Annotated in this window: 30 protein-coding genes; 7 read left to right on the forward strand and 23 right to left on the reverse strand. The window is 33.6% G+C overall.

Going from position 1 to position 25310, the window contains the following annotated elements; translation table 11 throughout:
* The 4 genes from V7S50_RS18160 to V7S50_RS18175 form a co-directional block, all read right to left on the reverse strand.
* A partial coding sequence (locus V7S50_RS18160; RefSeq protein WP_336376462.1) for an anti-sigma factor domain-containing protein occupies positions 1 to 1013 on the reverse strand: 1013 nt, incomplete at its 3' end.
* On the reverse strand, positions 1003 to 1725 hold the full coding sequence (sigI, locus tag V7S50_RS18165) for an RNA polymerase sigma factor SigI (protein WP_098225048.1): 723 nt from the start codon (positions 1723 to 1725) through the stop codon (positions 1003 to 1005). The genes sigI and V7S50_RS18160, both read right to left, overlap by 11 nt.
* A 599-nt stretch (positions 1726 to 2324) precedes the next feature.
* A complete protein-coding gene (locus tag V7S50_RS18170) occupies positions 2325 to 3086 on the reverse strand; it encodes a glycosyltransferase (RefSeq protein ID WP_242256258.1) in 762 nt (253 codons plus the stop codon).
* 343 nt (positions 3087 to 3429) lie between these two features.
* A complete protein-coding gene (locus V7S50_RS18175) occupies positions 3430 to 4083 on the reverse strand; it encodes a CPBP family intramembrane glutamic endopeptidase (RefSeq protein WP_242256260.1) in 654 nt (217 codons plus the stop codon).
* Positions 4084 to 4768: 685 nt separating this feature from the next.
* Here V7S50_RS18175 and V7S50_RS18180 point away from each other — a divergent pair.
* Positions 4769 to 5359: a TetR/AcrR family transcriptional regulator gene (locus V7S50_RS18180; RefSeq protein ID WP_242256262.1), complete on the forward strand. Its 591-nt coding sequence runs from the start codon at positions 4769 to 4771 to the stop codon at positions 5357 to 5359.
* Positions 5360 to 5531: 172 nt separating this feature from the next.
* Here the strand turns inward: V7S50_RS18180 and V7S50_RS18185 are convergent, their stop codons facing one another.
* The 3 genes from V7S50_RS18185 to V7S50_RS18195 form a co-directional block, all read right to left on the reverse strand.
* Complete coding sequence (locus tag V7S50_RS18185) at positions 5532 to 6164, reverse strand: LysE family translocator (RefSeq protein WP_142332878.1); 633 nt, start codon at positions 6162 to 6164, stop codon at positions 5532 to 5534.
* Between the two features lie 151 nt (positions 6165 to 6315).
* On the reverse strand, positions 6316 to 6573 hold the full coding sequence (locus tag V7S50_RS18190) for a DUF3963 domain-containing protein (protein ID WP_242256264.1): 258 nt from the start codon (positions 6571 to 6573) through the stop codon (positions 6316 to 6318).
* Positions 6574 to 6719: 146 nt separating this feature from the next.
* Positions 6720 to 7199, reverse strand: coding sequence for a GyrI-like domain-containing protein (locus V7S50_RS18195; RefSeq protein WP_063221923.1), 480 nt, complete (start codon positions 7197 to 7199; stop codon positions 6720 to 6722).
* Between the two features lie 109 nt (positions 7200 to 7308).
* On the opposite strand from V7S50_RS18195, the gene V7S50_RS18200 reads away from it, so the two are divergent.
* A complete protein-coding gene (locus tag V7S50_RS18200; protein ID WP_242256266.1) occupies positions 7309 to 8271 on the forward strand; it encodes a helix-turn-helix transcriptional regulator in 963 nt (320 codons plus the stop codon).
* Positions 8272 to 8460: 189 nt separating this feature from the next.
* Here the strand turns inward: V7S50_RS18200 and V7S50_RS18205 are convergent, their stop codons facing one another.
* The 8 genes from V7S50_RS18205 to V7S50_RS18240 form a co-directional block, all read right to left on the reverse strand.
* Positions 8461 to 8832 (reverse strand): DUF805 domain-containing protein, encoded by a 372-nt coding sequence (locus V7S50_RS18205; protein ID WP_063221925.1) that lies wholly within the window; start codon positions 8830 to 8832, stop codon positions 8461 to 8463.
* A gap of 289 nt (positions 8833 to 9121) precedes the next feature.
* Entirely contained in the window at positions 9122 to 9871 is a 750-nt protein-coding gene (locus V7S50_RS18210) for an ABC transporter permease (RefSeq protein WP_242256267.1), read from the reverse strand.
* Entirely contained in the window at positions 9872 to 10633 is a 762-nt protein-coding gene (locus V7S50_RS18215) for an ABC transporter ATP-binding protein (RefSeq protein WP_242256269.1), read from the reverse strand. It lies immediately after the preceding gene.
* A 155-nt stretch (positions 10634 to 10788) separates the two neighbouring features.
* Positions 10789 to 11130 carry a DUF1048 domain-containing protein gene (locus tag V7S50_RS18220; protein ID WP_063221928.1) on the reverse strand — a complete coding sequence of 114 codons (342 nt, stop codon included), beginning with the start codon at positions 11128 to 11130 and terminating at the stop codon, positions 10789 to 10791.
* Positions 11131 to 11205: 75 nt separating this feature from the next.
* Positions 11206 to 11526 carry a PadR family transcriptional regulator gene (locus V7S50_RS18225; RefSeq protein ID WP_000429486.1) on the reverse strand — a complete coding sequence of 107 codons (321 nt, stop codon included), beginning with the start codon at positions 11524 to 11526 and terminating at the stop codon, positions 11206 to 11208.
* A 528-nt stretch (positions 11527 to 12054) separates the two neighbouring features.
* Complete coding sequence (locus V7S50_RS18230; RefSeq protein WP_242256271.1) at positions 12055 to 13371, reverse strand: condensation domain-containing protein; 1317 nt, start codon at positions 13369 to 13371, stop codon at positions 12055 to 12057.
* 691 nt (positions 13372 to 14062) lie between these two features.
* On the reverse strand, positions 14063 to 15349 hold the full coding sequence (hcp, locus tag V7S50_RS18235) for a hydroxylamine reductase (RefSeq protein ID WP_242256273.1): 1287 nt from the start codon (positions 15347 to 15349) through the stop codon (positions 14063 to 14065).
* 666 nt (positions 15350 to 16015) lie between these two features.
* Entirely contained in the window at positions 16016 to 16297 is a 282-nt protein-coding gene (locus tag V7S50_RS18240; RefSeq protein WP_000397700.1) for a hypothetical protein, read from the reverse strand.
* Between the two features lie 133 nt (positions 16298 to 16430).
* On the opposite strand from V7S50_RS18240, the gene V7S50_RS18245 reads away from it, so the two are divergent.
* Positions 16431 to 16625 (forward strand): hypothetical protein, encoded by a 195-nt coding sequence (locus V7S50_RS18245; RefSeq protein ID WP_242256275.1) that lies wholly within the window; start codon positions 16431 to 16433, stop codon positions 16623 to 16625.
* A 111-nt stretch (positions 16626 to 16736) separates the two neighbouring features.
* A complete protein-coding gene (locus V7S50_RS18250) occupies positions 16737 to 17774 on the forward strand; it encodes a serine hydrolase domain-containing protein (protein WP_242256277.1) in 1038 nt (345 codons plus the stop codon).
* 36 nt (positions 17775 to 17810) lie between these two features.
* On the opposite strand, the gene V7S50_RS18255 is transcribed toward V7S50_RS18250, so the two are convergent.
* From V7S50_RS18255 to yeiL, 4 genes are all read right to left on the reverse strand, one after another.
* Positions 17811 to 18059, reverse strand: coding sequence for a hypothetical protein (locus tag V7S50_RS18255; RefSeq protein WP_242256279.1), 249 nt, complete (start codon positions 18057 to 18059; stop codon positions 17811 to 17813).
* A 264-nt stretch (positions 18060 to 18323) separates the two neighbouring features.
* Positions 18324 to 19367, reverse strand: a complete 1044-nt coding sequence (locus V7S50_RS18260; RefSeq protein WP_242256281.1) for a flavin-containing monooxygenase — start codon at positions 19365 to 19367, stop codon at positions 18324 to 18326.
* Between the two features lie 170 nt (positions 19368 to 19537).
* Complete coding sequence (locus V7S50_RS18265) at positions 19538 to 19891, reverse strand: glyoxalase superfamily protein (protein ID WP_242256282.1); 354 nt, start codon at positions 19889 to 19891, stop codon at positions 19538 to 19540.
* A gap of 13 nt (positions 19892 to 19904) precedes the next feature.
* Complete coding sequence (yeiL, locus tag V7S50_RS18270; protein WP_063221936.1) at positions 19905 to 20597, reverse strand: transcriptional regulator YeiL; 693 nt, start codon at positions 20595 to 20597, stop codon at positions 19905 to 19907.
* A 108-nt stretch (positions 20598 to 20705) separates the two neighbouring features.
* Here yeiL and V7S50_RS18275 point away from each other — a divergent pair, with 108 nt between their 5' ends.
* From V7S50_RS18275 to V7S50_RS18285, 3 genes are all read left to right on the forward strand, one after another.
* Complete coding sequence (locus V7S50_RS18275; RefSeq protein ID WP_242256284.1) at positions 20706 to 21152, forward strand: DMT family transporter; 447 nt, start codon at positions 20706 to 20708, stop codon at positions 21150 to 21152.
* A 13-nt stretch (positions 21153 to 21165) separates the two neighbouring features.
* A complete protein-coding gene (locus V7S50_RS18280) occupies positions 21166 to 21630 on the forward strand; it encodes a DMT family transporter (protein WP_063221938.1) in 465 nt (154 codons plus the stop codon).
* Positions 21631 to 21719: 89 nt separating this feature from the next.
* Positions 21720 to 22214 carry a hypothetical protein gene (locus V7S50_RS18285; protein ID WP_142332879.1) on the forward strand — a complete coding sequence of 165 codons (495 nt, stop codon included), beginning with the start codon at positions 21720 to 21722 and terminating at the stop codon, positions 22212 to 22214.
* Between the two features lie 40 nt (positions 22215 to 22254).
* Here the strand turns inward: V7S50_RS18285 and aiiA are convergent, their stop codons facing one another.
* From aiiA to V7S50_RS18305, 4 genes are all read right to left on the reverse strand, one after another.
* Entirely contained in the window at positions 22255 to 23007 is a 753-nt protein-coding gene (aiiA, locus tag V7S50_RS18290) for a quorum-quenching N-acyl homoserine lactonase AiiA (protein WP_063221940.1), read from the reverse strand.
* Positions 23008 to 23343: 336 nt separating this feature from the next.
* Entirely contained in the window at positions 23344 to 24207 is an 864-nt protein-coding gene (locus tag V7S50_RS18295) for a DUF4097 family beta strand repeat-containing protein (RefSeq protein WP_242256285.1), read from the reverse strand.
* Positions 24197 to 24760 (reverse strand): HAAS signaling domain-containing protein, encoded by a 564-nt coding sequence (locus tag V7S50_RS18300; RefSeq protein ID WP_242256286.1) that lies wholly within the window; start codon positions 24758 to 24760, stop codon positions 24197 to 24199. The genes V7S50_RS18295 and V7S50_RS18300 overlap by 11 nt, the downstream gene beginning before the upstream one ends.
* Positions 24747 to 25076 carry a PadR family transcriptional regulator gene (locus V7S50_RS18305; protein ID WP_063221943.1) on the reverse strand — a complete coding sequence of 110 codons (330 nt, stop codon included), beginning with the start codon at positions 25074 to 25076 and terminating at the stop codon, positions 24747 to 24749. The genes V7S50_RS18300 and V7S50_RS18305 overlap by 14 nt, the downstream gene beginning before the upstream one ends.
* Positions 25077 to 25310 lie beyond the last annotated feature (234 nt).

Genomic DNA, 25310 nt, shown 5'->3' on the forward strand with positions numbered 1-25310 from the left:
TTATTTCCTTGTTGAGGATCTCTACCATTGTTCCCTTGCTGATTTCCATTATTTCCTTGTTGAGATCCTCTTCCATTGTTCCCTTGCTGATTTCCATTATTTCCTTGTTGAGATTCTCTACCGTTATTCTCCTGCTGATTCCCTCTATTTTCTTGCTGAGATCCTCTACCCTTATTTTCTTTTATTTGCCTAGATGGCTGTTCCTCTGGTTTCTTTTGTTCTTTATGCTCTGGTTTCTCATATTTTTTTTCTTTTACAGGAGACAAATCTGGTGATGCATCAGGAGCTGACTCCTGCTGCGATTGCACCTCTTCTTCGTTTTCCACTGGATTAGACGGCGTGGCAGGTGGAGTAAGCGATTTGTTCTTCTCATTCTCTTGCTTTATATAGACTCCTGTGCCAATTCCAGCCTTTCTAGCATCCTCTCGTACTTGCATCGTGCTACTTTGATATTCGACTGTAATATGTTTTAGCTCATATTCTTTCTTTAATTCTTTCATTTCCTTTACCAACTGTGGTTCTAGCAACTTGTCCTTTGCAACAGCCGTTAGCATAACTTGCTTATCATTCGTTAAATACTTATCCTCTTGACTTTGCTTTATAATCGTACGTATTACGTCTTGCAATTGTTTATTTTCCCATTGCTTCAATTCTTTTAAAATACGCCTTCCATCATCATTACAAGCTTGCAAATCTATAACGCGAAGATCCTTCGTTACGCTCACCTCTAAACTTGGATTTATATCAACTGAGACGTAAGCAAATACTTTTTCTTCCGGTTGGTTGTAGAAAAATAACAGCGCACATAGAAAACAAGCAACAAGTAATGATGCCGGCTTTAAGAAATAAGGGATTGAAAAACGTGATGCTTTTTGTTCTTGTTCTTCAAACGAGATTTCCTCTCCAATCATGCAAGAATCCCCTTTTCTTTTACACGTAATAAACTCTCCATTTGGTGTTAAAACAACTACGCTATGTTTTTTTATATCCATCACAATTCCTTTATTCATCATGCTTCCCTCCCCTTATATAATCAAGAATGTATGTATAGTTGTTTGCGAAGATAATACACATTGCAATGATATATTTTCTATGCCGCTCCAACGTTTTACGACTTACCCTAACACGCGGTTCAATATGTTTAAGCGGTAACTTTTTCTTTCGGAACAGCTCCTCCATCATTTCCTCTTCTTTTATAATCATCTTCACAATTTCTATTAAGTGCTCACGCGTGTCACGATGCTTAGGAGATTCTTTAGCAAGCTCTGAAAATGTGATTTTAAACTCAGCTAACACACTTTGAAAATGAAGAATTTCTTCCTTACGATTACTATTGTCCATCTCTTTCATATACTCTGTAAGCGATACTTGCATTTCTAACATTTCCTCTTGCTCATCTTCTTTTAAAAAGACACGGTTATGCTTAGACTCCTTGCGTATATAGTCAATTACATCTCTTTTTATAAGAAGATCAGCAAACGCTAGAAAAGATTTTCCTTTTTTATACGAATACTGTTCAATTGCTTCGTTAAACGCAAACAATCCAATACTATATTCATCATCCTGTTCTGTAATATATCGGCGGCAGACAGACGATATTGATTTTCTAATAAAAGGCTGATACTGAACGATAAAGGCTTCCTTATCTTCTCCATTGTTTTGTATGTTACATACGATATCTTCTATTTTTGGTTTTCTTAAGATCTTCATTACTAAACTCAACACTGGTAATCTCTCAGCCTCCTTCTGCTTTAAATAGAAAAATGGTCACTAAACAAGTGACCATTTAACCACATTTTGTTAGTACTTTTCTTTGGTCTTGTCTTCTTGCTGTTACTTATATTTTTTCGAGACTAACTTTTTTCACTGTTTTCCTAATGATCTTGCTTTTCTCTCGGCACTATAGTTCAGCTTATATTTTAATGTACTTTCTTATTTTCTTCCCCTTGTTTTGCTTGCTCTGTTTCTATTTTATCTGCAATCCTTGAATAACTCTTCTCTATATCATTGGTAATTTCACCCTTTTATTTCGGATGCCCCACTTAATCTAGTAATTTTATTAACACTTCAATATTCTTTCAAGGTCAGTTTTCTTCTATTTATTTTCTTCACTATACATATTCGGAGCAATACAAAGTTTTATGGGGGTCAAAAAATATTTTTATAAAAAAATAGATTTTTATTTCAAAAATAAAAACCATTGATTTGAAAAAGGACTAATCAAATTGATGGTTTTCTTATCACATCTATTAAATTAAGTTGGGCTCTCATTATGTATAAGAAAATCTGCTGTTCTCACTATTTCCTGCCGATTTTCTCTATCGTTATCTTTCTTGATTATCATAATATGTCTTATCTGCATATTTTTGATCATTTCCTTTTATATAAGCTAATATTACTTTTGGATTTTTAAATAAGTCCCAGTCTCCATATGTATCAAATCTTCTGCATGAAGTTATCATTCCATTTTTAATGGTACCGAATTTCTTATTATTTCGCTTTCCCCATTCTTTTAATCGTTTAGCAAAATCTGCATCTTCTGCCATAAGCATGTTTTCATTAAATCCGTTAATTGCCATAAAATCTTTTTTATAGCACCAAAAAATCCCTACAGATATAGCTCCATACTTAAAAAGTAAGGGGATTATTATTAACATTGCAGAAAAGAATATTCCTAAAGATATTCTTTCAAACTTCCCATTCACCCCACCACCAATGTATTTACCTGAAGATAAATATTTATCTACATTAGACAACACGGACTCTGTCATTATAGTATCAGCGTCTATAGTAACGATTATTTCTCCACTAGCTATTTCTGCCCCTGCATTTCGGATTTTAGATAAGTTTTTATCGTTATTTTTCAATGTAATACAATTATAAGATTTTGCTATTTCCTCTGTTTTATCTGTGCAACGATTTAAAACAACTATAACTTCCGTTTGCTCTTTATATGCCTCTGATGCCTTTGCAATTGAATCTAAACATTTTCTAATGTACTTTTCTTCATTATGTGCAGGAATTATAATAGAAAACTTCACATCTTTTTGTAAATAGCTTCTTGAAGATTCATTTGTTTCAGCCATGATATTCCCCCTATTTTATTAAATAAAATATCTGTTATACATAACATATATTGAAATTTATTAAGTTATATTATTAAAAAAGTAATTAAAACAATATGGACATATTTTTTTAATTGTAATAGGGCTACTATTAAGCTAACAAGATCAAAATTGACGTTGTATGAGCTTAACTTGTTTGCGAGGTGTGGGGCCTCTATATAAAAAACCACAGTTTACACCCAAACTGTGGTTTTTTGAAGTATAAGGAATTACATGAATCATAAGTCACTGTCTAAATTGTACTCCTCATTTATCAATATCTGTATCTAGTTTTCAACTTCGTAACAGAGCTAAGTTTAATTTCTTACAGAATGAAACCAAGGCAATTGTTTAATATATGTATCGCCATGACATATGCAAGGGATCTTTTAGAAATAAGATAAGCCGCAGTAAGTATCACTGCACCAGGTAAATAAATAGCAATATCCGAAATCTGGTTCGTATGAAGAAGTGTAAAAATTATAATCGAAATGATAGATGCAATAGCAGTACCAATATAATGTGAAAAACGATTTAATATTATATAACGAAATATAATTTCTTCAAGTATTGGACCTAGAATACCAAATACAAGCAATGTAAATATAAGAGGTATCTCCGCGCCCGTTTCAAGGAGCTGTTCTTGGTTCTCTGGCTGACCAGTTGCTAGAAAACGCATAACAGCCTGTTCTACAATTACCGTAAATAAAACCACCATAGGAATACTTACTATTTTCAAAATTGTCTTCTCTTTAAAATAAGTAAAACTTTCAATAATTTCTTTCCTAAAGAAAATTATTCCTACAATAGCAGGTACAGTCAAACCGATGGCACTAAGAGCAAATTCTGATTCAACTAAATTGCTGTTAGTTAAAAGTGATATGCCAAATAATATGAACAAGCCAATTTGAAGTAATGCAAACATTGTATAAACTATTAGCATAATAAGTTCTTTTGTATTCATTTTAATAAAGTTCACTTTATTACCTCCATAATGAAATTACCTAGAATCTTTGAATTTTCTTTCTGCATAACGTACTCCTTCTAAATATATTTATATAAGATTTCAAACCGGACGGTTCGGTCCGGAATCTAATGATACTATAAGTTTCTAGTTTTTCAAACCCCCTTTACAAATTATTAACACAATCAAAACGGGAAAAAACAAATAAATTTATACCTCAGTTTCTTATTTACAATCAAATTCCCGTACTCATTCATTATTAACGATTAATCTTTTATAGTATGAAATGATACGGCTTTTAACCAGAAGATATCCTAATTAAACAAAATGAAAGTGGGAGTAGTTCAAACATTTTAGCTAAACATATTAATTAAAATTATATATACTACTCATATGTCTATACGTTAAAATTAACTATATATTTTTACACATTATACGATTTCAAGTAAAATTATTTGTATAAAGTGACTCAATTAAACAATTGGTCACGTTTTTTTGACAGAAAATTCACTCGAATAATACAGATACTACAATTTGATTAACCTCTTTTCAAACTGTATCGTTTGAGGTTTCCATAAGATAGGGATTGATATGATATTTTTTACTCCAAACTTATTTATACTTACAAAAAAATCAAGAAAATAGAGGGTAAACATTACCTAAAATATTAAGCTCATTTTTATTAGGAGGATTACAAAGCATGACTAAAGTTGATACGGTAAAAGAAAAGATTATTGAAACATCTTTATATTTATTTAATACCAATGGAATAACTCGCACATCCATCCAGGATATAATGACAGCTACTGAACTACCTAAAGGATCTATTTATCGTAGATTCAAAAATAAAGAAGAAATTGTCCTTGCTGCCTACGACAAAAGTGGTGAGATTATGTGGAGTCATTTTCATAAAGCAATGGAAAATAAAAAGACAGCAATTGATAAAATCCTTGCAATTTTCCTTGTATATCAAGATGCAGCTAATAATCCCCCTATTGCTGGAGGCTGTCCATTGCTTAATAGTGCAATTGAAAGTACTGGAGTATTTCCAGAATTACAAAAAGCAGCAGCAAAAGGCTATGATGATACAGTAATGTTAATGGCTTCTCTCATAAAAGAAGGAATAGAGAAACAAGAACTTAAAGAAGATATAGACATTATATCGCTCGCTTCCTTTCTTGCATCTTCAATGGAGGGCGCTATTATGGCAAGTCGAGTATCTAACGATAATATACATCATCAGTATTTTATTGAACAAATAAAACATCATCTTTCCTCTTATTCTAAATAAGTGAGAACTTATATTGCTTTCATTCAATTTTTATAGACTTAAATTGAATAAATCCCTCTCATAAAAAGTGGCTTCTGTTTATGAGAGGGGTGAATAGTTTTTAGCAAAGGTAGCTTTTTAGACGTTGTATATTATGCATACAACCAATTTGTTTTTTTACATACCTCTTCTCTTACTGTCGACGTTCAAAAGCAAGACGTACAGCAAGCCCCGTTAAAACACTTGCCATAAGCCAACGCTGCACTCGTAGCCACGTTGGGCGTGTGCCAAACCATTTCGCAATCCGACTTGCTGTCAACACAATTAGGAGGTTGACTATAAAACTAACAGTGATTTGCGTAAGACCCAAAACTGCACCTTGTAGAAGCAACGATCCCTTCTCAGGATCTTCAAATTGAGGTAGAAGTGATACATACAAAATAGCAATCTTTGGATTCAGAAGATTGGTCATGAGTCCCATCAAAAATAATTTCCGTGGCGGCTCATTAGAAATCGTACTAGGCTCCATAATAGATGTAGCACCAGGTTTAATCGAATTCCAAGCTAGCCAGAGCAAGTAAGCGGCACCTGCCCATTTGACTGCTTCATAGACAGCGGGAACGGCGAGGAAAAGAACTGTAAGTCCGAACATTGTTGCGATTATATAGATTACGAAACCAAGCATGATGCCCAATAAAGAAATAAATCCTGCCATACGTCCCTGCGTAATGGAACGGGAAATGAGATAAATCATATTAGGCCCCGGTGAACAAACCATGCTAAGCGAAACAATTGCAAAAGCTATCAAAGTACTCAAGCTGACCATAAACCTTCCCCCTTTATCTTACATAAAATTTCCTATTGTACATTTTATCATGAGTGAGGAGAGAAAAGATTAATATAAGCCGATGTAGCTAAGGAATATTATCGGGTTAAATGTATTGTAATCACATACTTCTCATTCTCTTAAGTAAGGATTAAAAGTAACCGATCCATAGTGATAATCCAATAACAACTAACAAAGCAAAACAAAATGTGATATTTCGAATCCACTTTTGTATATCATCAAAATACCGGTCTATAAATTTAGCATGGATATAAACCATAAGAAATAGCACAAAGAAAGTAAAGGAACCCAATTTATCATTAAATTTTTCATTAGTAAATGTGCTTACATGAAGGAATAGAAAAACAAACGTTACTATAAATAGCTCAAATAGTCTTTTTTTATTCACTCCACCACCACCTTACAATAATTCCCTTTTATTCTATTTTATCAGAACATAATGTGTAGTAGGTTATGAATATTATATTCATGTCAAAAAGGCCAACAATTCAAGATTGTTAGCCTTTACTTTCCTTAATTGAACCTTTTATCTTTTTACTTCCTAACAACCGGAATCCACATTTCACCAAATACTAAACCGTTTCTTTCCCCCATCTCAACCGTTGTATTTGGCCCACCAACATAAGCAAAATCTGTTGCTTCTCGTAAGGCCTGACCGAAGGCGATGCCAGTAAGCTTATTACTTAACTCTTCAGCTGTTTTGTCTTCCCCTTTTACTACTAAGTATTCTCCCTTAGGAAACTGGATCACTCTAGATTCTTCTTCTATTTGTGCTTCTGTCATAACACCCGCATAATACATCATCTTGTTATTCACCGCTTCGCTCACAGAAAAAATGTAATCATTTGTAGCTAGAGCTTTTAAAGTATCCAGCCTCCCATCTTCTTTAACAGCCGACCAAAAGTCTTCCTTTTCTTTATTGATTCCAACAAAATCTGTATATTCACTTTTAATTTCAGTTCCAATACCTAACACAATAAAGCTATCTTTTTCTTCAATCGTATAATTTTTCATATTCAAAACCTTCCTTTTTTAAAATGAATCAAATGATTTCTCTTTTCATCTGATGAGTTTATAATATCTTTAAATCATGTCAAAAAATGATACTGTTTAGGAGACTAAAATGAAAAAAGTTGAACGGATTAATACAATTATGCGGTATATCAACAACCGCTCCCACTTTACAATTTCAGAAATCATACGAGAATTTAACATATCACGATCGACAGCTATTAGAGACATTAGAGAAATTGAAGCTATGGGCATGCCACTTGTCGCTGAAGTTGGGAGGACTGGTGGATATTTTGTCATGCATAACTCTATCCTGCCCGTTGTTCGCTTTACTGATAACGAAGTGAAAGCTCTTTTTATTGCTTTTATGGCTACAAGAAATCAACAACTTCCCTATCTAAAAAGTCGTCAATCTTTAGCTGAAAAACTGTTAGGGCTTATCTCTGAAACCCAGCAAGATGATATTGTTCTTTTAAATCAACTCTTGCTGTTTGAAGGGACTAACCCTCATAATCCTGATTTACTTGAACTTTCTGACCTCCCCCACCCTTTGTTAGAAAAACTCATTCAAATGCTTCTTTTGGATAGCCATTTATTGATTACCATCAAAGAAGAGAAAGAAATCAAGTCTTATTCCATTTATCTATTACACCTGTATCAAGAAAAAAGCCAATGGATCATTGAAGGGTTTGACTTAAAAGAAGAAAAGAAGAGGATGTTTCCTGTGGATCATCTCATCAATATCGAACCATACACGACGAAAAAAAAGCTAAATAAGAAAAAGATTTTAGAAAAACTAAATAAGAAGGATGAAGCAATTAATCTTGTACTTGAACTTGGTCCAAAAGCAATTGCCCAGTTCAAAAAATACCACCCTTTCAAAATTTCAATATCTTATACAAATCCTTACCAATCCACAGCCATTTTAAAAACATTTATTAATGTTAACAATTCCGATGAAGTGATGGAAATAATAAATTGGGTGCTTTTCCTAGGGAAGGATATTACAATCAGGGAAATGCCTGAAGAAATATTAGCAGGTTTACAAGAGAGATTATGTTTATACTCCCCATAAGCATTGATTGGTGTAACCCCAAAATATTGAGTTTAATTCATTACCAGTTGTCTATATTTTTCTAATACCTAGGGAAAACATTATATTTGCTATCATCGCTGAACGAAGCTTCTAGGAATAATACAATAAAAAAGGTGTGAACTAGCTCTTAGTTCACACCTTTTTATATTAGAGTTTACTATAAACACATTAAATTGCTTGTTTAAGATTTGAATGTGGATTTGGTCCATACTTATTCTCACCTTCATCACTTTCAATGATACAAAACACAAGTAGAACCGCTCCTCCAAATGGCACCAAATTTAATAGCTGCCACCATCCCGTTTTTCCACTATCATGTAATCGACGAGCTCCCACTGCCAGAGTAGGAACAATAAAAATTGCAATAAATAGCAAAGTAATATTGGCTCTTAAGTAAAAGGCAGACGAAGAATAAGAGGCCAAATATATTAATGACCAAAACGTAACCTTATTAACTAAAGTAAAAATCCAGTACTCTTTTCTCGTAGCTCTCCCACTAAATTTCGCATAGTTTTTGAGAGTATATAAATACCATTTCATTTGAACCTCTCCCTTTTCCATCCCCTAAACGATTGTTTTATACATTTTATACCTTATAAGTATAAATATAGCACATAACATCTTTAATCTCTATTTTCATATAGAATATTCTGTTTATTTCAGTTGAATGTTAACATACTACACTTCAAGGCATGTGTATTTGATTTATTATTCTCCTATTTACTTTAAAACTACTACAATTAGGCGAAGCATGAATGTAGTATTAAAGCATGGAAAACCTTCCCGTGCTTTTTCAAAGATATATATTATTTCGGAAGATTTAATTTACTTACCCTAACTGACGTTTAAATGCCTTACTAGCGAAAAAGTAAGAGATGATCATTATGCCTACACACCAAGCAAGTGCAATCCAAATATCGTTGCCAATAGTTCCTTCATATAAAAGAGCACGAATCGCATTCACGATTGAAGTTACAGGCTGATTCTCAGCAAACGCACGGACAATTTTGGGCATCGTTTCGGTAGGTACGAAGGCCGAACTAATAAATGGGAGGAAAATTAGTGGGTACGAGTAGGCTGTTGCCCCTTCCATAGACTTCGCTTTCAGCCCTGGAATGATAGCCAACCATGTTAGCGCTAACGTAAACATCCCTAGTATTCCAGCTACTGCAAGCCAATCTAAAATATTAGCACTGGAACGAAAGCCCATTAAGAGTGCAACAAGAATAACCACCACGATAGTAAGTACATTAGCAACGAGTGAGGTTAATACGTGAGCCCACAATATCGATGAGCGTTTGATAGGCATCGTAATGAAACGTGCCATAAGCCCGCTCTTTACATCTGAAAACAACCGTACGGATGTATAAGCGACACCAGATGCAATCGCCATTAGCAAAATTCCCGGCAATAAATAATTGACGTAGTTATCTGTTCCTGTCTGTATAGCACCACCAAATACATAAACAAACAATAGCATCATCATAATCGGTGTAATCGCTACCGTAATAATTGTATCCGGACTACGCATAATATTGCGCATTAAGCGCCCAAGTAATACACCTGTTTTGCTTTTCATTTACATCTCCTCCTTTTTGCCAATGATCGCAAGGAATATTTCTTCCAATGTCGGCTGCTTCTCGATATACTCTACTTTTGCTGGCGGGAACATCTCTTTCAATTCAGTAAGAGTGCCTGTCGTAATGATTTTTCCACCATGCAAAATCGCGATACGATCAGCTAGTTGTTCTGCTTCCTCCAAGTACTGGGTTGTTAGTAAAATGGTTGTTCCTCCACCAGCAAGTTCCTTGACTGTATCCCACACTTCGATTCGCGCTTCCGGATCAAGTCCAGTAGTTGGTTCGTCAAGAAAAATAACTGCTGGCGCCCCAATCAAACTCATCGCGATATCAAGCCGGCGCTTCATCCCGCCTGAATACTGATCTGCCCTTTGGTTTGCCGCATCAGTCAGACTAAATCTTGCAAGTAGATTGTCAGCGACTTGAGCGGGATTAGAAATACCACGTAACTTGGCGATCATTATCAAGTTTTCTCGGCCAGTAAGCATACCGTCTAAAGCTGCGAACTGTCCTGTCAAACTGATGCTTTGGCGAACATAATCTGGTTGACTCTGGACATCAAACCCGCAAATACTTACTTCACCGCCACCTTGCTTCATTAGCGTCGAGAGGATGTTGACCGTCGTCGTCTTGCCAGCACCATTTGAACCTAGCAGCGCGAAAATTTCGCCACGCTGCACCTCAAAATCCACTCCCTTTAAAACTTCTTTATCTTTAAAAGATTTTTTTAGTCCTTTTACAGAAATCGCTGCATTGCTCATACTTTTTCCCCCTTATAAAAATAAATTACCTTCACCCTCTATTTAGTATCACTGATAATCCGTATTACTTAGTAGTGGTTTAAAAATATAACTGAATAGCGATGGCGGTAGTTCACATTTGTAACCAGCTAATCAGTCGGTATTACTTATTGCATTTATTTTTTTCTCAATTTTTTCATGATACTTTCATTCAAATCTTCACGATATTTAGAGACATACGTTTTAGCATTTGCCACTAGTTCGTCAGCAAAGGATGCCACATCTTCCCCAGTAATATCAAGCACTTCTCTACCTTCAGCTGCACCGGCTTCAAACAAATCAATTAATTCATACTGAATGTGCAGCATATCCATCCCGTTTCCGGTCGAAAAATTCCACATGTAGTTTTGAATTTTCTTAAACACAAACTGATAGTCCTCTGGCAGTGCTGCAACACGTGCCATCATCATTTTGTACTCTTTTTTATCACCAATTAATTTTTTGAACATTTCCAACATCTTATTTTCCTCCTTTTTTATAAAGCCGAACAAGAAACTCTCCAAATACGAGCCGGAACATTTAATATTATGAGGCTAGTTTGACTTCAAGACGTTAATTTTTGACGATACAAAATCCCATTTTTTCCAAAACAATTCAAGTTCCTGACGTCCATCCTCATTTAATGAATAAAACTTACGAGGCGGCCCCATATCTGATGGTTTCTTTTCAATATTTACAAGCTTTTTCTTCTCTAATCGTACGAGGATGGTATAGACCGTTCCTTCCACGACTTCGGTAAACCCTAGATCATTTAAATGGCGGGTAATCTCATAACCATACGTTTCACGGCGGCTAATGATTTCCAGCACACACCCTTCCAGCGAACCTTTCAGCATTTCAGTTAAATTTTCCATGTTCTGATCCTCCTTTACCCCCTATTCTGTCTGACTTATATTCAGTATCACAGAGTACTAAGGCGAATTTTTACTGAATAGCTTTTGAGTAAAACCACACTATTCAGTATTACTTATTACAACTACATTGTATGACTAAGTAGAGAGAATGTCAACTTTATTTTCAAAAAAATTTAAAATCCGCTATATCCCAATCGGATACAGGCTACTTTTTTTATGTTGAACTATCCATATAACTAGTAAGTTAAAGAATGCTCTACAACAAAAACATATACATTTTTTGTTGTAAGGGCCATCAAACTAGCAAAACAGAGCTGATTCAAAGGGTAATTTAAATCTGCTCTGTTTTATTGTTTTTATACCGATATATCTTGTTTTTTCACGATACAAATTGTTTCTCACTACGATTCCCCTTGTATACAAAGCATAAAGGCAAGTGTGATCAGAGAAAATTTCCAGAGATTAGCCGTACATGATACGAGCCCCTAAAATACAACTCTGCTAGAAATTTTTTCTCTATATTCTCTTTTATTTTATTTCTGATAGTTGATTCACAACACTATCTAAAAATTCTTCTACCTTTTCTTTTGATGTAGCCGGCGCATGATAACCAATCGTAAATGTAAGTCTTCCATTATAAGAGCTTGCTCCCATTGAAAAGAATGGTGCATACATAATAGGCGATGTCATATACCCGTCCTCAGCTTGAATTTGACCAAACTGAATAGCTTCATCAGCGATTACTCCCAAATTTGTCAGTAATGGCAACGCCATCCCCATCTGTACAGCCTGTTCGTATTGCTGATTATACATTTCTTTCACTGTAGATAGCTTCATTTCTGCCAGTAGCTCCATTCCTGCAGCTGAAGAAAGACCTGGATTTTGAGACTTTATTTTATCCATTGATTGTTTAACTCGAACAAGAGTCTGATTAAATGTTTCATCTTCTTCCAATTTAATCACTGGCATTTCCATACCGGATAAGTTGCAAATAGCACCAGTTGTATTATTAGGCAGATATCGACGTAAATCAATTGTCAAACCAATCATTTTTTCTGCGGTGCGAGGTTCTGCATACACAGTGAAATGTGATAAAGCTCGGAAGTATGCAGCCATGATTACATCATTCAAAGTAGCCTGTTGTCCTTTTGCCCATTGGGTTAGACGTAGAGTTTGCTCATGGCTCAACCGTCGTACGGACATTTGGGGGAATTTATTTTTATTAGGTTTAGATGGAAAAGACCATAACGATGCCTGTTGTTCTTGGTTAGGACGATACGCACTTTTTATGTCCGATATTCCAGCATATTTGAATACATGTGATTGATCTCGAAAACTCTCATTTTCCTCACCAAATTCCTTTATAATTTGATTCTTAGATCGTCCCAAGGAAAGTTGAGTATAAATTGTTCCAAGTAAATTAATATATTCCTTGACTCCTGTACCATCTGAACATAGATGAGATAATTTCACAACTAACATATCTATTGTAGTGCCTCGTAATAATTTTGTTTGAACCATAGGCCCATCAATACGATCACCAGGTTCCTTAATAAAATCCATTGCCATTATTTCAAGTTCTTGATTATTTCCTTCTGCAAAAAAGAAAATGGGTGATTTAGTGCCAGATGAATGTTCCTCCCAGTAAGGAATATCATTTTCTACAAACCGGCTGTTCAAAACTGGCTGCAATTGTAACGTTATCCTTACTGATTCTTCAAGTATTTCCTTTGATATACCTACAGAAAAATAAAGAACTGCATTAATTTGTTGATCTGCAGAATAAAGACCTAATACATAATTCATTCGATCTTGAGGTGTTACCAAATACTTTCTTTGTTTCATAATTCCGTCCCCCTTTAGGACTTTTTTATATACACCTATTCTCCATATGCTTGTAACTTTTTTATTCATTTTTCTTCAAGAGCTAACAATGCTTACTTTTTTAATTTTTTAACAAACGCATCCTTTCCGTATTAGTTCCACTCTTTTCGCAGGTGATATACCCATTATTTTATTATCATTAACTTTTCCTGCATATCCAATAAAACCAAACGAAAATAAAATAAGTTTGTATATACATAAACATTTTATAATATTGTTTACTAATTATCAACAAGACAAATATATCATTTTTATGTCTGGCAAGAAAAAACAATAATATAATACGTTCAGAGGTTACTTTATAATAAAAGGTTGATGGGTATGCGTCTGTACCCCAACTTTTTGTTACAGTAAAAAAAGCCCTACATGTTGAAAAGTGTAATCAAAATGAGTTGGGCTTTTTTCAATATTTTCAATTCAAATGAAAAAGAGGTGAAATTATATATATTCATGTGGAAATTTCATTTTGGGGATACTTACAAATCTTAAGTTGATGAGCATGTGGTGGGACCCTTTAAAAGCCTTATAAAATCATAAATTTTATAGATATAGCAGCTTCCTTTTATTAATAAGATAAATCATTTGTATGTACGTTTACTCACGCACATACAAATGATTTATATAGCCATAATTAAATAAAAACATTTTTTCGTTACGATAACATCATATCCATATCTTCTGCTGCAGTTGTAATTAGTTTTAAACCGAATGTTTCTTGTAATACATCAAGCACGCCAGGTGAAATAAATTCAGGCGCCTTTGGACCGATACGAATATCTTGAATACCAAGACTAAATAGTCCAAGTAAAATGGCAATCGCTTTTTGTTCAAACCATGATAAGACAATACTAACTGGCAATTCATTCACTTCACATTGGAAAGCATCTGCTAAAGCAGCCGCTATTTTCACTGTAGAAATTGAATTATTGCATTGCCCTAAGTCAATGTAACGCGGAATCTCTGTACCAGGTACAACACCATAACTCACATCATTAAAGCGGAATTTCCCGCAAGAAGTTGTTAAAATAACTGTTTCTGGCGGAAGTGACGTTGCTAATTCACGATAATATTCTCCGCCTTTTCCTGGTGCATCACAACCTGCGATGACAAAGAATCGCTTAATCTTTCCTTCTTTTACTGCATTAATAATTTCCGGAGCTAATGATAATACTGTATTATGATGAAACCCTGTTACTAACTGCTCATCCGACTCCATATGTACTTCTGGGAGTTCTAGCGCTTTTTGAATCAATGGTTCAAAATCATCATTTTCAATTTTTTGTACACCCTCTAAACCTGCAATATCATATGAAAAGAATCGATCAGAGTATGATCCTTTAATTGGCATAACACAATTCGTTGTCGCTAATATAGCACCTGTAAATTTTTCGAAAAGACGTCGTTGATCATACCATGCCTTCCCAATATTCCCTTTTAAATGTTTATATTTTTTCAGCTGCGGATAACCGTGTGCTGGCAGCATTTCAGAATGCGTATAAATATTAATGTCTTTTCCTTCTGTTTGCTTTAATAGTTCTTCTAATGCAAATAAATTATGACCAGTAACTACAATCGCCTTACCTTCTACATGGTTTTGTGTAATTTGAACAGGCTCTGGAACGCCAAAGTGATTCGTATGTGCCTCATCCAACAACTCCATTACTCGTAAAGCTGATTTCCCTACTTTCATAGCCATATCAATATGTTCTTGTTCATTAAAGTTTGAATTTGTTAATGTCATATATAGTGCTTCTTGCGTTGTAGCATCTACAAATGCATCCGTATACCCTAGCTGAGCAGCATGCGTACGATAAGCTGCAATTCCTTTTAACCCAAACACAATTGTATCTTGTAAACTTGCAATTGTTTCATTCTTTCCGCAAACACCTATTATTTTACATCCGCCTGTTGGGGTTTGCTCACATTGATAACAAAACATATCATCCCACCCTCTCCCAATCATTGCTTACAAACTAAGCATAATACCCGGTGAAATAAAAGGATGTGATATCAATCACAATAATATATAAAAATTTGTGACAGTTCATATTGTTGACATAATATTTTTATTGACTCTAAAAACATTACTGAAAAATGTACATCTTTGTTGGTACTTTCAAATAGCTAGTTAATAGATTTAGAGAACTATTACCAACTAGCTATTTTTTGATTACCGATTTTATGGGAAAGCTCTTTATTTACAATACATTTACATTATCTTAACATTGTTTACATTATTTATATGATATATTTATATAGAAACTACTTAAGAAATTTCATGTACATTGTTATCTTTATGATTTTTATACCAGGGGTGAATTAGGATGACTGAAACTTTAAAGACACTTATCATGCTTGATGCTACTTACGTTGTTATAGCAATTATGACGGTACTGGTATTTGTATACTTGGAATTAAAATCTCAGTAACGTATGCAGGTGTAATCGACAGCTTTGCATTTAAATATAGCTAGAAGAAAGCGAGGAGAAACTTGTTTCTCCTCGCTTTTATATTCCCACAATTTCTTATTTCAACAAATCCATTGTATGTAAAAATAAATACATGTACGATTCAGTAAAAAAGATCACCCAAATGGATGATCTTTTTATAATTTATCAACATATTGCTTCGCTTCTAACAATGAAAACCCAAATGCTTCTCTTACTCTCTTAACTGCTGTAACTGTTTTTCCTTCTTCCATAAGCTGGCGCAACTCTTTATTAATTTCGGGTTCTCTATCTACAATTCCCATTTCTTTCGTAATTAGCTGTAATCTATCTTCCATCCGCTTTAAACGTGCATCCGTTTTCTTTTCAATTTTATTTAATTTTTCAACGATATAAATAAACCCAAAGATCGCTATCGGTATGATCATCCAAAATTCCATGACTATTCCTCCTCATTAGCTTTCATTTGTTTTATTTCACTAACTTATGTAAATTTTACCACATGACACATTTAATGTATAATAGTAATATACAACACTGTTGATAAAACCTTATATTTTAAGGGGACACTTTATGAAAAGATTTTTTAAGACATTACTACAATTTGTAGTTCTTTCAATTGCACTACATTTATTATTTGATATAGTTGGTTGGCTTATTTTCAATGAGCCAATTAAAAATAAAGAAGTCATTATTTCCTTACTAACAATCTCATGGTTAATGTACATGTACCGAGACAAATTTCTTAAAACATTCACTTCGGATTAACTTAAAAACTTCATCGATAAAAGATGAAGTTTTTTCTTTTTCTCTCATTCTCTCTATTTACTACTGTATAATAGAACTAACATTCTGTCTTTTTTGAAGGAAGGAGTCACTATGAACTTAAAAAGTAACAATATATACGAGAAAATGGGCCAATATTCCGTTGCAGGGTTAAGTCTTGCCGTTATACGTGACGGCAAACTAGACGAAGCGATTGCTTTTGGAACACTTGAAGCTGGAACAAATAGAACTGTCACTATGAATTCTATATTCAATTCTTGTTCAATTAGTAAATTCTCCACTACAATGCTTGTACTGACGTTGTCAGATCAAGAAATCGTGCATTTAGATGAAGACATAAATGATAGACTCACATCTTGGAACACACCTACCAATCTACTTACCTCACAGAAAAAAATCACGTTGCGAAATTTATTAAGTCACCAATCTGGAATTATTGATCCTCCTAATAGTTTTGAGAATTATACACTTGCACAAGGGCGACCAAACATGTCAGAACTCCTTGCCGGTAAAACATCATATTGCCCAGTACCTATAGACCTGAATTATGAACCAGAAAGTGAATTTCACTACTCTGATGCAAACTTTTGTATTATTGAACTACTACTTGAAGATATAACTGGAAAACCATTCAATCTTTTACTTGAAAAATATATCTTTCAGCCATTGCAACTGAAGAATAGTACCGTATTCTCTACTAAAAATATAAATAAATTAGATACATTCTCTTGTGGACATAATAAAGATGGCACCGTTACAAATGAGAAGTATCCATTTTATCCATTCGCAGCTGCTTCAGGCATTTGGACAACACCAACTGACTTATCAACTTTAGTAATTGAAATCATTCATTCCTTACAAGGAAAGGGAAAACTAAAACTTTCTCAAAAAACAGTACAAGACATGATTTCTCCTCAAGGTTGCTCAAAATGGACTGGATTAGGTGTTTTTCTAGATGATTCGGATGAGGACTTACAAATTTATTCACTTGGATGGGGCGTGGGATTTCAATGTATAATGGTATGCTATCCATACCGAGGTAATGGTGCCGTTATAATGACGAACGCTGACTTAGGTGTTCATCAAATGGAAGGGATTATTGGTGATGTTATAAAAACGTTATCCTTATAATAAAAAAGAAAGAAGCTGTTCTTCCAGCTTCTTTCTCTATATAACATTTTTCGCAACAATTTTTATATGTTCTGGTGCAATAATTTCTTTTATACTTTCTTGGAAATCTTCCCGCAACATTTCTTCAATATGTTCTAGCTGCACTTCAACATGAGTGCATTCTAGAGTATGTATGTTCAATAATGCATAATGATTTTTTTTCTTAATTACTAAATATTGATTTTCCTCTGTTACGAGCATCGAACCTAATCGGATTCCTAGTAAGCGTTGATCATCAAACTTCACAATCATCCCCCTCCCTTTATATGTAATAAAATAACATTTTATGTAATCTGCTCTTTATAAACTATATCACAATTTATTAAAATATAAATATCATATTTCCTTTTACTAAAAATCCCTATTCTTTTATATATTTCGATACAAAAAACTTTCTCAACATAAAATTAGAATTTTCAGTTTTTATTCTTATGAAAATCAATTATAATAAAGTTAATAAATGTTTGACCTCTCCTAATTCATGTACATATGGATGATCAGTAGTCGCTGCTACTGATCTATTTTTTTGATTTCGGAAAGTAAATAAGCTGCATCCTTTCCTACACCACAAATAAGTGCAGAGCCCCTTTGAGATTGCCACGGCAAACCGATATAATACAATCCTTTTACTGGACTTATACCTCTTACATGATTAGGAAATCCTTTCTCATTCACTGCCTTTTCTATTTCAATCCATTTATAGTTCTGAATAAAACCAGTTGACCATATAATGCTTCCTCCGCTATACGTACCACCATTTTGAAACATAATGCCATTTTCTGATGCACTAACCACTTTTCCCTCTAGTTTAATTGCTCCATTACGAATGAGTTCCTTACCTTCAAAACCAAAAATGGGATCTTTTCTCTTCTGAAACCATTTTCCCCTCTTTGTATTTACTTCAGCGTACAATAAACCCAATTTTTTTAACCAACTAAAAATGCTTTTTCTAAAAATATGTAACGGTAAAAACGTTAAAGGATGACTAATAGACATTGTAACTTCATGAGTTTGTGCAAGTTCTAATGCAATTTGCATTCCTGAATTCCCGCCACCTACTACTAGTACTTTCCCCTTAGGAATTTGTGATGATGATTTATATTGTGATGAATGTATTTGAAAAACATGTGATGATAGATTTGCTGAAACTGAGGGAATAAATGGTTGCTGAAAACCACCTGTTGCGATAATAACTTTTTTCGTTTGTAGAATTTCTGTAGGAGTATGTAATTCAAATATATCTCTTTCTTTATTTATTTTAAAAACTTTGGTTTGCACTTGGACCGGTAATTGAAAGTGCCTTGCATATTCTTCTAAATAAGTTGCAATTTCATCTTTATATGGAAATTCATTTTTTTCACCTATTAACGCCATACCTGGCAAGCTACTGTAAGACCTTGGGGTAAAAAGCTGCAAAGAATCATATCGATTTCTCCATGAATCACCAACTCGGTTTCCTGCCTCGAGTAGTAAAAAATTATATCCTTCTTGCTTCAAGTAGTATCCCATTGTTAATCCAGCTTGACCCGCCCCAATAATAATTAGATCTTTCACTCTAATCCCTCCTCCTCTTAAACATATGAATACTTGTTCATGTATTCATACGTTTCCATAATAATAACATTTTATTTTTATATCATTCAATATGTATTCAAAATAAAAAGAGCAGTTTACCATCAAGTAAACTCCCCTTCATTGTAACCCCCTATTTTGATAAAATATTTCTAAACCCTCTCCTCATAAAATACGATTCTATTTGAAAACGGATCAATCACAGTTAATTCAATTGTACCCCAAGGTGTTTCTTCTATATCAAGCTTCGAATAAGCATGTTCTTTACTTAATAATACAGAATGATAATCCTTTACATCATCTATTTTGATCCGAATCGCACCACCTGGTGAGGCATCACCATGATGTTCTGATAAATGTATCACAGCATCATGTAACGAAATTTGTATATATAATGGCATATGCTCCTCATACCGATGTTCCCAATCCATTTTAAATCCTAAAAAATCCAAATAAAATAGCGTTGCTTTTTCAATATCAAAAATTCTAAATATAGGTGTAATCATTTATAATCCTCTCCTACTTATAAACATCTGCCGCCAATTCCCTCAAAACATCCACATTCACTACTTCAAAGCAACCATTGTTTTTCTTTATAATCTCTTTATCACAAAAAATATTTAATGTACGTAATAAGTGCCGATAACTCGTCCCTAACAATTCCGCTGTTTCCGTTAAATTCCCACTAAATACAATTCTATTTCCGTGCTGTACTGCTCGTTCTCCTGCTGCTAACATGTAACTCGCAAGTCTATTTTCAAGTGGATATAGTAAATTAATTGTACTATTTTTTGAAAGTCGGTTTAATTTATGTGCTAACGATCCGCAAATACATCTTAAAAATTTCGCATCGTGAAATAGCTGGTTTCTCACTTTTCCTAATGGTAAAGCAACACAATATGAATCTGCCATTACTTGTACATTTGAAGTGATCCTTTGTGAATGAATTAACTCCACATCTCCAAGTAACTGCAAACTGTCATAAAAACATAATAATACAGATTTCCCGTTACTTAATGTATTAAACGCTTTCGCTTTTCCTTCAACAAAAAAATATAAATAATCTATCTCTTCATTTTCTCTACAAATAAACTCATTCTTTTTAAAAAATATTAGTTCCATATACGGATTCATATCATTACTAAAAAAGGAGTCAATATTATTTTGTTTCATATACTCTGCTAATTTAATAGAATTACATACTTTCTTCATAATCCCCCACCTTTACAACTCATCCCCATTGTAATCAAAATTTTCTTCTTCCACTATGACATATGTCATAGTAATACACAATTTCAGCATGATACAGTCATTACAAATATGAAATATAAAGGGGATATTACATTGTATAACTTTCTTTCTGTCTTTATTGGTGTGCTCATCGCCGTTATGCTCCCATTGAATGGGATTTTATCTGAGTTAATTGGCAAGTATACAGCAAGCGTTGTCATTCATCTTGTCGGTTTAATTGCAGTTATTTTCATTTTAATCATAAACAAAAATAAAATCCATTTTGATAAAAGTATTCCATTTTTTTTATATAGCGCTGGGGCGATTGGAGTATTCACTGTTCTGTTTAATAATATAAGTTTCTCCGTCCTTGGTGCCTCTATTACGATTGCATTAAGTTTACTCGGCCAATCCATCGCTTCCATCGTTATTGATCATTTCGGCTTATTAGGAATGAAAGTTGCAAAGTTTGAAAAGAAAAAGCTAATTGGATTATGTTTCATCTCTTCTGGAATTATAATCATGACAATTTATTAATGGGGGCAAGAAAATGTTATATATTACGATCGCTATTTTAGCTGGTGTTTCTATCGTTGTTGCTAGAATTATTAACGCGAATTTAGCAAAGAAAATTGGCAATTGGGAAGGAACTTTTTTCAATTATATTACTGGCTTATTTTTCTCTATGTTATTTTTAATTTTTAGTTCAGATTCATTATATATTCCAATGCATACGTTACAATCCATACCTATCGCTGTATATTTAGGCGGATTAGTAGGCGTTATCGTTATTTCATTGTCGAACTATATTACTCCTAAAATATCAGCATTTTATTTAACGTTACTCATCTTTATCGGACAATTATTTGCAGGGACTATCATTGATTTCTTCCTGACAAATGAACTCTCAACTGGAAAGATTATCGGCGGTGTTTTCGTATTAGTCGGGCTTACTTACAATTTACTCGTTGATCGTCCCCTTAAAACTGTTAAGAATAGCCACGTTCAACTATAATACTTTACGCTTACCTATCATATATTAATAGAAAAGCTCTTCATACGAAGTAATAGAGAGGAGAATATTCTATTAAGAAAATCATTTTACTGCTTTGTAGCACATTGATTATTTGTGGAATCGTATGGTTTGTAAACTCCGGAAAATCTATTCAAGATCTTTATACTGCAAACAAACCGAAAAAGAAAGTGACTATCATTTCAACGCAAAGAGATCCAAATGAGCCTCCTGTCTTTTTAGGAAAGCAGGAAATCAAAGATATACATGTCGAGTCACTTAAAACAAAAAAGGATGTCTTCCTCACAAAAACAGATGAATTAAAAACGTTTATTAATAGTATGGATACCGCAAAAAAAGGAAAATTAACATTAGATGAAGAAGGATCAGATTTAATAGATTGTGATATGTGGATTACTTTCGAGGATGGGACTTATAAAAAATATTTCATATGGGTAGTTGATCATGACAGTAACGAAGTGATGATTGCTCAGCAAGATACTCCTGATGATATAACCCTTACGTATTATCAATTGAATAAAGATAGTTCAAAAAAAGTTTATAACTTATTTAAAAAAATTATTTAAACGAAAAAGTCATGAGCACGTAAGCTCATGACTTTTTCCACTATATATATTCTGGGAACACTTTACATCCCTTTTCCTGTTCTATATCATGTCCAAAGAAAACAATCGGCTTCTCTTTCATCTCAACTTCTTTTAAACGCTTAATTGAAGATAAAGCTAATTCCGAATCAAATCCCGCAAACGGCACTTCATCTTCAAAATTTTCTTTCGTATAAGATGCATCAATCGTTAATAATACAGGACCGGATTTTTCCGTCTCAATTAATAATGACTGATGCCCTGGAGAATGACCAGGTGTATACAATAACCGAACACCTGGTATAACTTCATAATCCCCTTCAATAATTTTGTAGTTCAAATGCGTTAATATACATTCTTTCATATATTCTTCTCTATGAAGTGCTGCCTCATATTCCGCTCGTTGCACAATGATTGGTGTATTTGTAAAAGCACCGTTTCCTCCTGCATGATCAAAATGCAAGTGAGAATTAATAATATATAGAAGGTCTTCCGGCTTATACCCTACACGTTTTAAAATATTGACGATTCTATCTTCTTCAGTCATTTCCGGTAAAATCTGCCCTTCTGCAAATGTCCCTTCAAACAAGTTTTCATTATTAACTGCACTTTCTGGCATACCTGTATCTACTAAAATAGGTCCCTCTTCTGTCTCTAAAAGATAACACCATACAGGTAAATTCAATAAATTTCCCGGTGTGAGTGTACTATTCACAGAAGAATGATCTAACATACACCGACCAGCTGGAAGGAAATAAAGCTTCTTTACTGTCATTATGTATCCACCTTTACATTTAATTTGGGATAAAGTACACAGTAAAAAATTCCTCCTGTTAGAAAAAAACTCCTTCTCTTCTTTCATTGTTTCAACGATTATTTTTGAGTCATTCACAAATTCTTCTTACATTGTTAATTACTATTCGTTATTTTCCTAAGAATCGAGAGTAATAAAACAACTGTTTGTATTTTGAAATATACAAAGGATACACACTTAACCGAATGTTACATATAAAAAAACCGACTACCTACATGTTGAGAAAAGGAGTCGGTTCTTTTTTTATTTATTATTGCTCTTTATGTGTGGCGAGCTGAGATTATAAAAGGTAATATGCTATTGTTTTTTCACTGCAATATTTCCGTTACGTGTGTTTAATTTAATTACATTTTCTCCCTTTCCAATAATCGTATTTCCGTTATATTTATCCAGGATATTCGCGCTGCCATTGTGGACAGAAACATTAAATTGAACATTTGTTGGTTCTTTTTCAGTTTCAATATTGATTTTTCCATTGTGAGTCGTGAAATTGAGATTTCGATCCAGTTCATTTGTTTTAAGGGTAAGGCTTCCATTCTTAGACTGTCCCTCTATTTCACCTTCAACATGCTCTAGCATAATTCTCCCATTATTCGACTGCACATGAATATTTTGCGCTATTATATCTTTAAATCCCATAATTCCATTATTTGTTTCCGCGATAATTTTTGGCGAATTGATTTCTTTTAATTCAACACGTCCATTGTTTGTATTGGCATTCAAATACGTTGTGTGTAATTTTTTTATAGAAACGAAACCATTACTATTAGAAACTTTTAATGAATCATATTGTTTTTCAGGTAGATACACATTTAATGTTAATGGCGCCAATACTTCAGAAATATTAAAATTGAACCAGCTCTGTTGTTTTTCTTTATAAGAAATGAGAAGCGTTGAATCTTTCTCATCCGTAGCTAATGTTTTTTTTACGTTTGGATTAACCTCGCCATCTAATTTTACTTTCACGTTACTATCTGTTGTAGGGTTGATGTTAACACGAACGTTATTCGTATCGATAATGACGCTTGACACATTATTATTAATGACCTTTTCTTCTGAAATTGGTACTGCAGCAATTGAACGATAAGTGAATAAACTTCCGATAATGCCAATAATGAAAATAATACCTGCAATGATTGAAAGACTCTTTTTATTTATCATGCTTCAAACCACCTTTTACTAGTGCTATATTGAACTTTAAATAACGAACAAATCCATTCTTTGATAGCTTCGTTAAAAATAACATAGCAATAACAATGAAATATCCAAGTCCACAAAGTGCTAAAGAAACGAAAAGATTAAATAACAAGAATGTATTTGGATGTATAATAGTATCAACTAAAACAAGTAATGGTGCACCTAAAAATGAGATACCTAGAACCCAACCTGAAAAAATCAATGCCGCTAATGTAATTGCAGGTCCAAGTACGATTAACAAATTGAAAAAACCTAATCCAATTACTGCCCAAATTGCACGAAAAACATTTCCTGTTGTTGCACTTGTTGTTACTTTCTCAATATGATAATCTGCTAATAACTCTTTGGCGATTTGAGCTGGAGAACCTAATGAAGCTACAATTTCTTCTTCACTTTTTCCTTCCTCTAATCCGAAAGTAAAATGTTCTTCATAATCTTTTAAAATATCTGCACGCTCTTTTTCAGATAATCTTTTTAGAGATGCATTTAATTGTTGTAAAAATTTATTTTTCGTCATTACGTACACCTTCTTTTATTAATTGATTGACACCTTGTGAGAACTCATTCCATTCCTCCAATAGTTGGTACAAATACGTTCTACCTTTATCCGTCAGTGCATAATACTTCCTTGAAGGCCCTTCTGAAGACTCCTGTAAATACGTTGTAAAATATTCTTCTTTAGTTAATCTACGAAGTAGAGGATAAACAGACCCTTCTGATATTTCAATTTGATTGGAAATATTTCTAACTAATTCATATCCATAACGGTCTTGCTTATCCAGTAAGACAAGAACACAAAGTTCTAAAACTCCTTTTTTAAATTGTACATTCAATATTCATTCACCCTATTCTAATTGACATCCACTACTGTTTATTATTCAGTACTGTTTTATAATAAGTAACTACAAGTATAATATAACACTCGGTATTGTTCATTGCAAGGTACACTGGAAAAATAAGTATACCTTTCATTCAATGCTTATAAAATCAAACGATGACTAGTCCTCCCCAGTTACAAAGTTCTATATGAGGCTGAAACAGGCCTTTGACAAAATGGAAAGGACTTA

Source organism: Bacillus sp. CCNWLW194, from assembly GCF_037120585.1.
In the GTDB taxonomy this organism is placed as follows: Bacteria; Bacillota; Bacilli; order Bacillales; family Bacillaceae_G; genus Bacillus_A; species Bacillus_A basilensis.

Coding starts and splice junctions, on each gene's coding strand:
- V7S50_RS18170 (WP_242256258.1), bottom strand. CDS start 3,086: ATGGCTGAAACAAATGAATCTTCAAGAAGCTATTTACAAAAAGATGTG.
- V7S50_RS18180 (WP_242256262.1), top strand. CDS start 4,769: ATGACTAAAGTTGATACGGTAAAAGAAAAGATTATTGAAACATCTTTA.
- V7S50_RS18185 (WP_142332878.1), bottom strand. CDS start 6,164: ATGGTCAGCTTGAGTACTTTGATAGCTTTTGCAATTGTTTCGCTTAGC.
- V7S50_RS18195 (WP_063221923.1), bottom strand. CDS start 7,199: ATGAAAAATTATACGATTGAAGAAAAAGATAGCTTTATTGTGTTAGGT.
- V7S50_RS18200 (WP_242256266.1), top strand. CDS start 7,309: ATGAAAAAAGTTGAACGGATTAATACAATTATGCGGTATATCAACAAC.
- V7S50_RS18205 (WP_063221925.1), bottom strand. CDS start 8,832: ATGAAATGGTATTTATATACTCTCAAAAACTATGCGAAATTTAGTGGG.
- V7S50_RS18210 (WP_242256267.1), bottom strand. CDS start 9,871: ATGAAAAGCAAAACAGGTGTATTACTTGGGCGCTTAATGCGCAATATT.
- V7S50_RS18215 (WP_242256269.1), bottom strand. CDS start 10,633: ATGAGCAATGCAGCGATTTCTGTAAAAGGACTAAAAAAATCTTTTAAA.
- V7S50_RS18220 (WP_063221928.1), bottom strand. CDS start 11,130: ATGTTGGAAATGTTCAAAAAATTAATTGGTGATAAAAAAGAGTACAAA.
- V7S50_RS18225 (WP_000429486.1), bottom strand. CDS start 11,526: ATGGAAAATTTAACTGAAATGCTGAAAGGTTCGCTGGAAGGGTGTGTG.
- V7S50_RS18230 (WP_242256271.1), bottom strand. CDS start 13,371: ATGAAACAAAGAAAGTATTTGGTAACACCTCAAGATCGAATGAATTAT.
- hcp (WP_242256273.1), bottom strand. CDS start 15,349: ATGTTTTGTTATCAATGTGAGCAAACCCCAACAGGCGGATGTAAAATA.
- V7S50_RS18240 (WP_000397700.1), bottom strand. CDS start 16,297: ATGGAATTTTGGATGATCATACCGATAGCGATCTTTGGGTTTATTTAT.
- V7S50_RS18245 (WP_242256275.1), top strand. CDS start 16,431: ATGAAAAGATTTTTTAAGACATTACTACAATTTGTAGTTCTTTCAATT.
- V7S50_RS18250 (WP_242256277.1), top strand. CDS start 16,737: ATGAACTTAAAAAGTAACAATATATACGAGAAAATGGGCCAATATTCC.
- V7S50_RS18265 (WP_242256282.1), bottom strand. CDS start 19,891: ATGATTACACCTATATTTAGAATTTTTGATATTGAAAAAGCAACGCTA.
- yeiL (WP_063221936.1), bottom strand. CDS start 20,597: ATGAAGAAAGTATGTAATTCTATTAAATTAGCAGAGTATATGAAACAA.
- V7S50_RS18275 (WP_242256284.1), top strand. CDS start 20,706: ATGAAATATAAAGGGGATATTACATTGTATAACTTTCTTTCTGTCTTT.
- V7S50_RS18280 (WP_063221938.1), top strand. CDS start 21,166: ATGTTATATATTACGATCGCTATTTTAGCTGGTGTTTCTATCGTTGTT.
- aiiA (WP_063221940.1), bottom strand. CDS start 23,007: ATGACAGTAAAGAAGCTTTATTTCCTTCCAGCTGGTCGGTGTATGTTA.
- V7S50_RS18295 (WP_242256285.1), bottom strand. CDS start 24,207: ATGATAAATAAAAAGAGTCTTTCAATCATTGCAGGTATTATTTTCATT.
- V7S50_RS18300 (WP_242256286.1), bottom strand. CDS start 24,760: ATGACGAAAAATAAATTTTTACAACAATTAAATGCATCTCTAAAAAGA.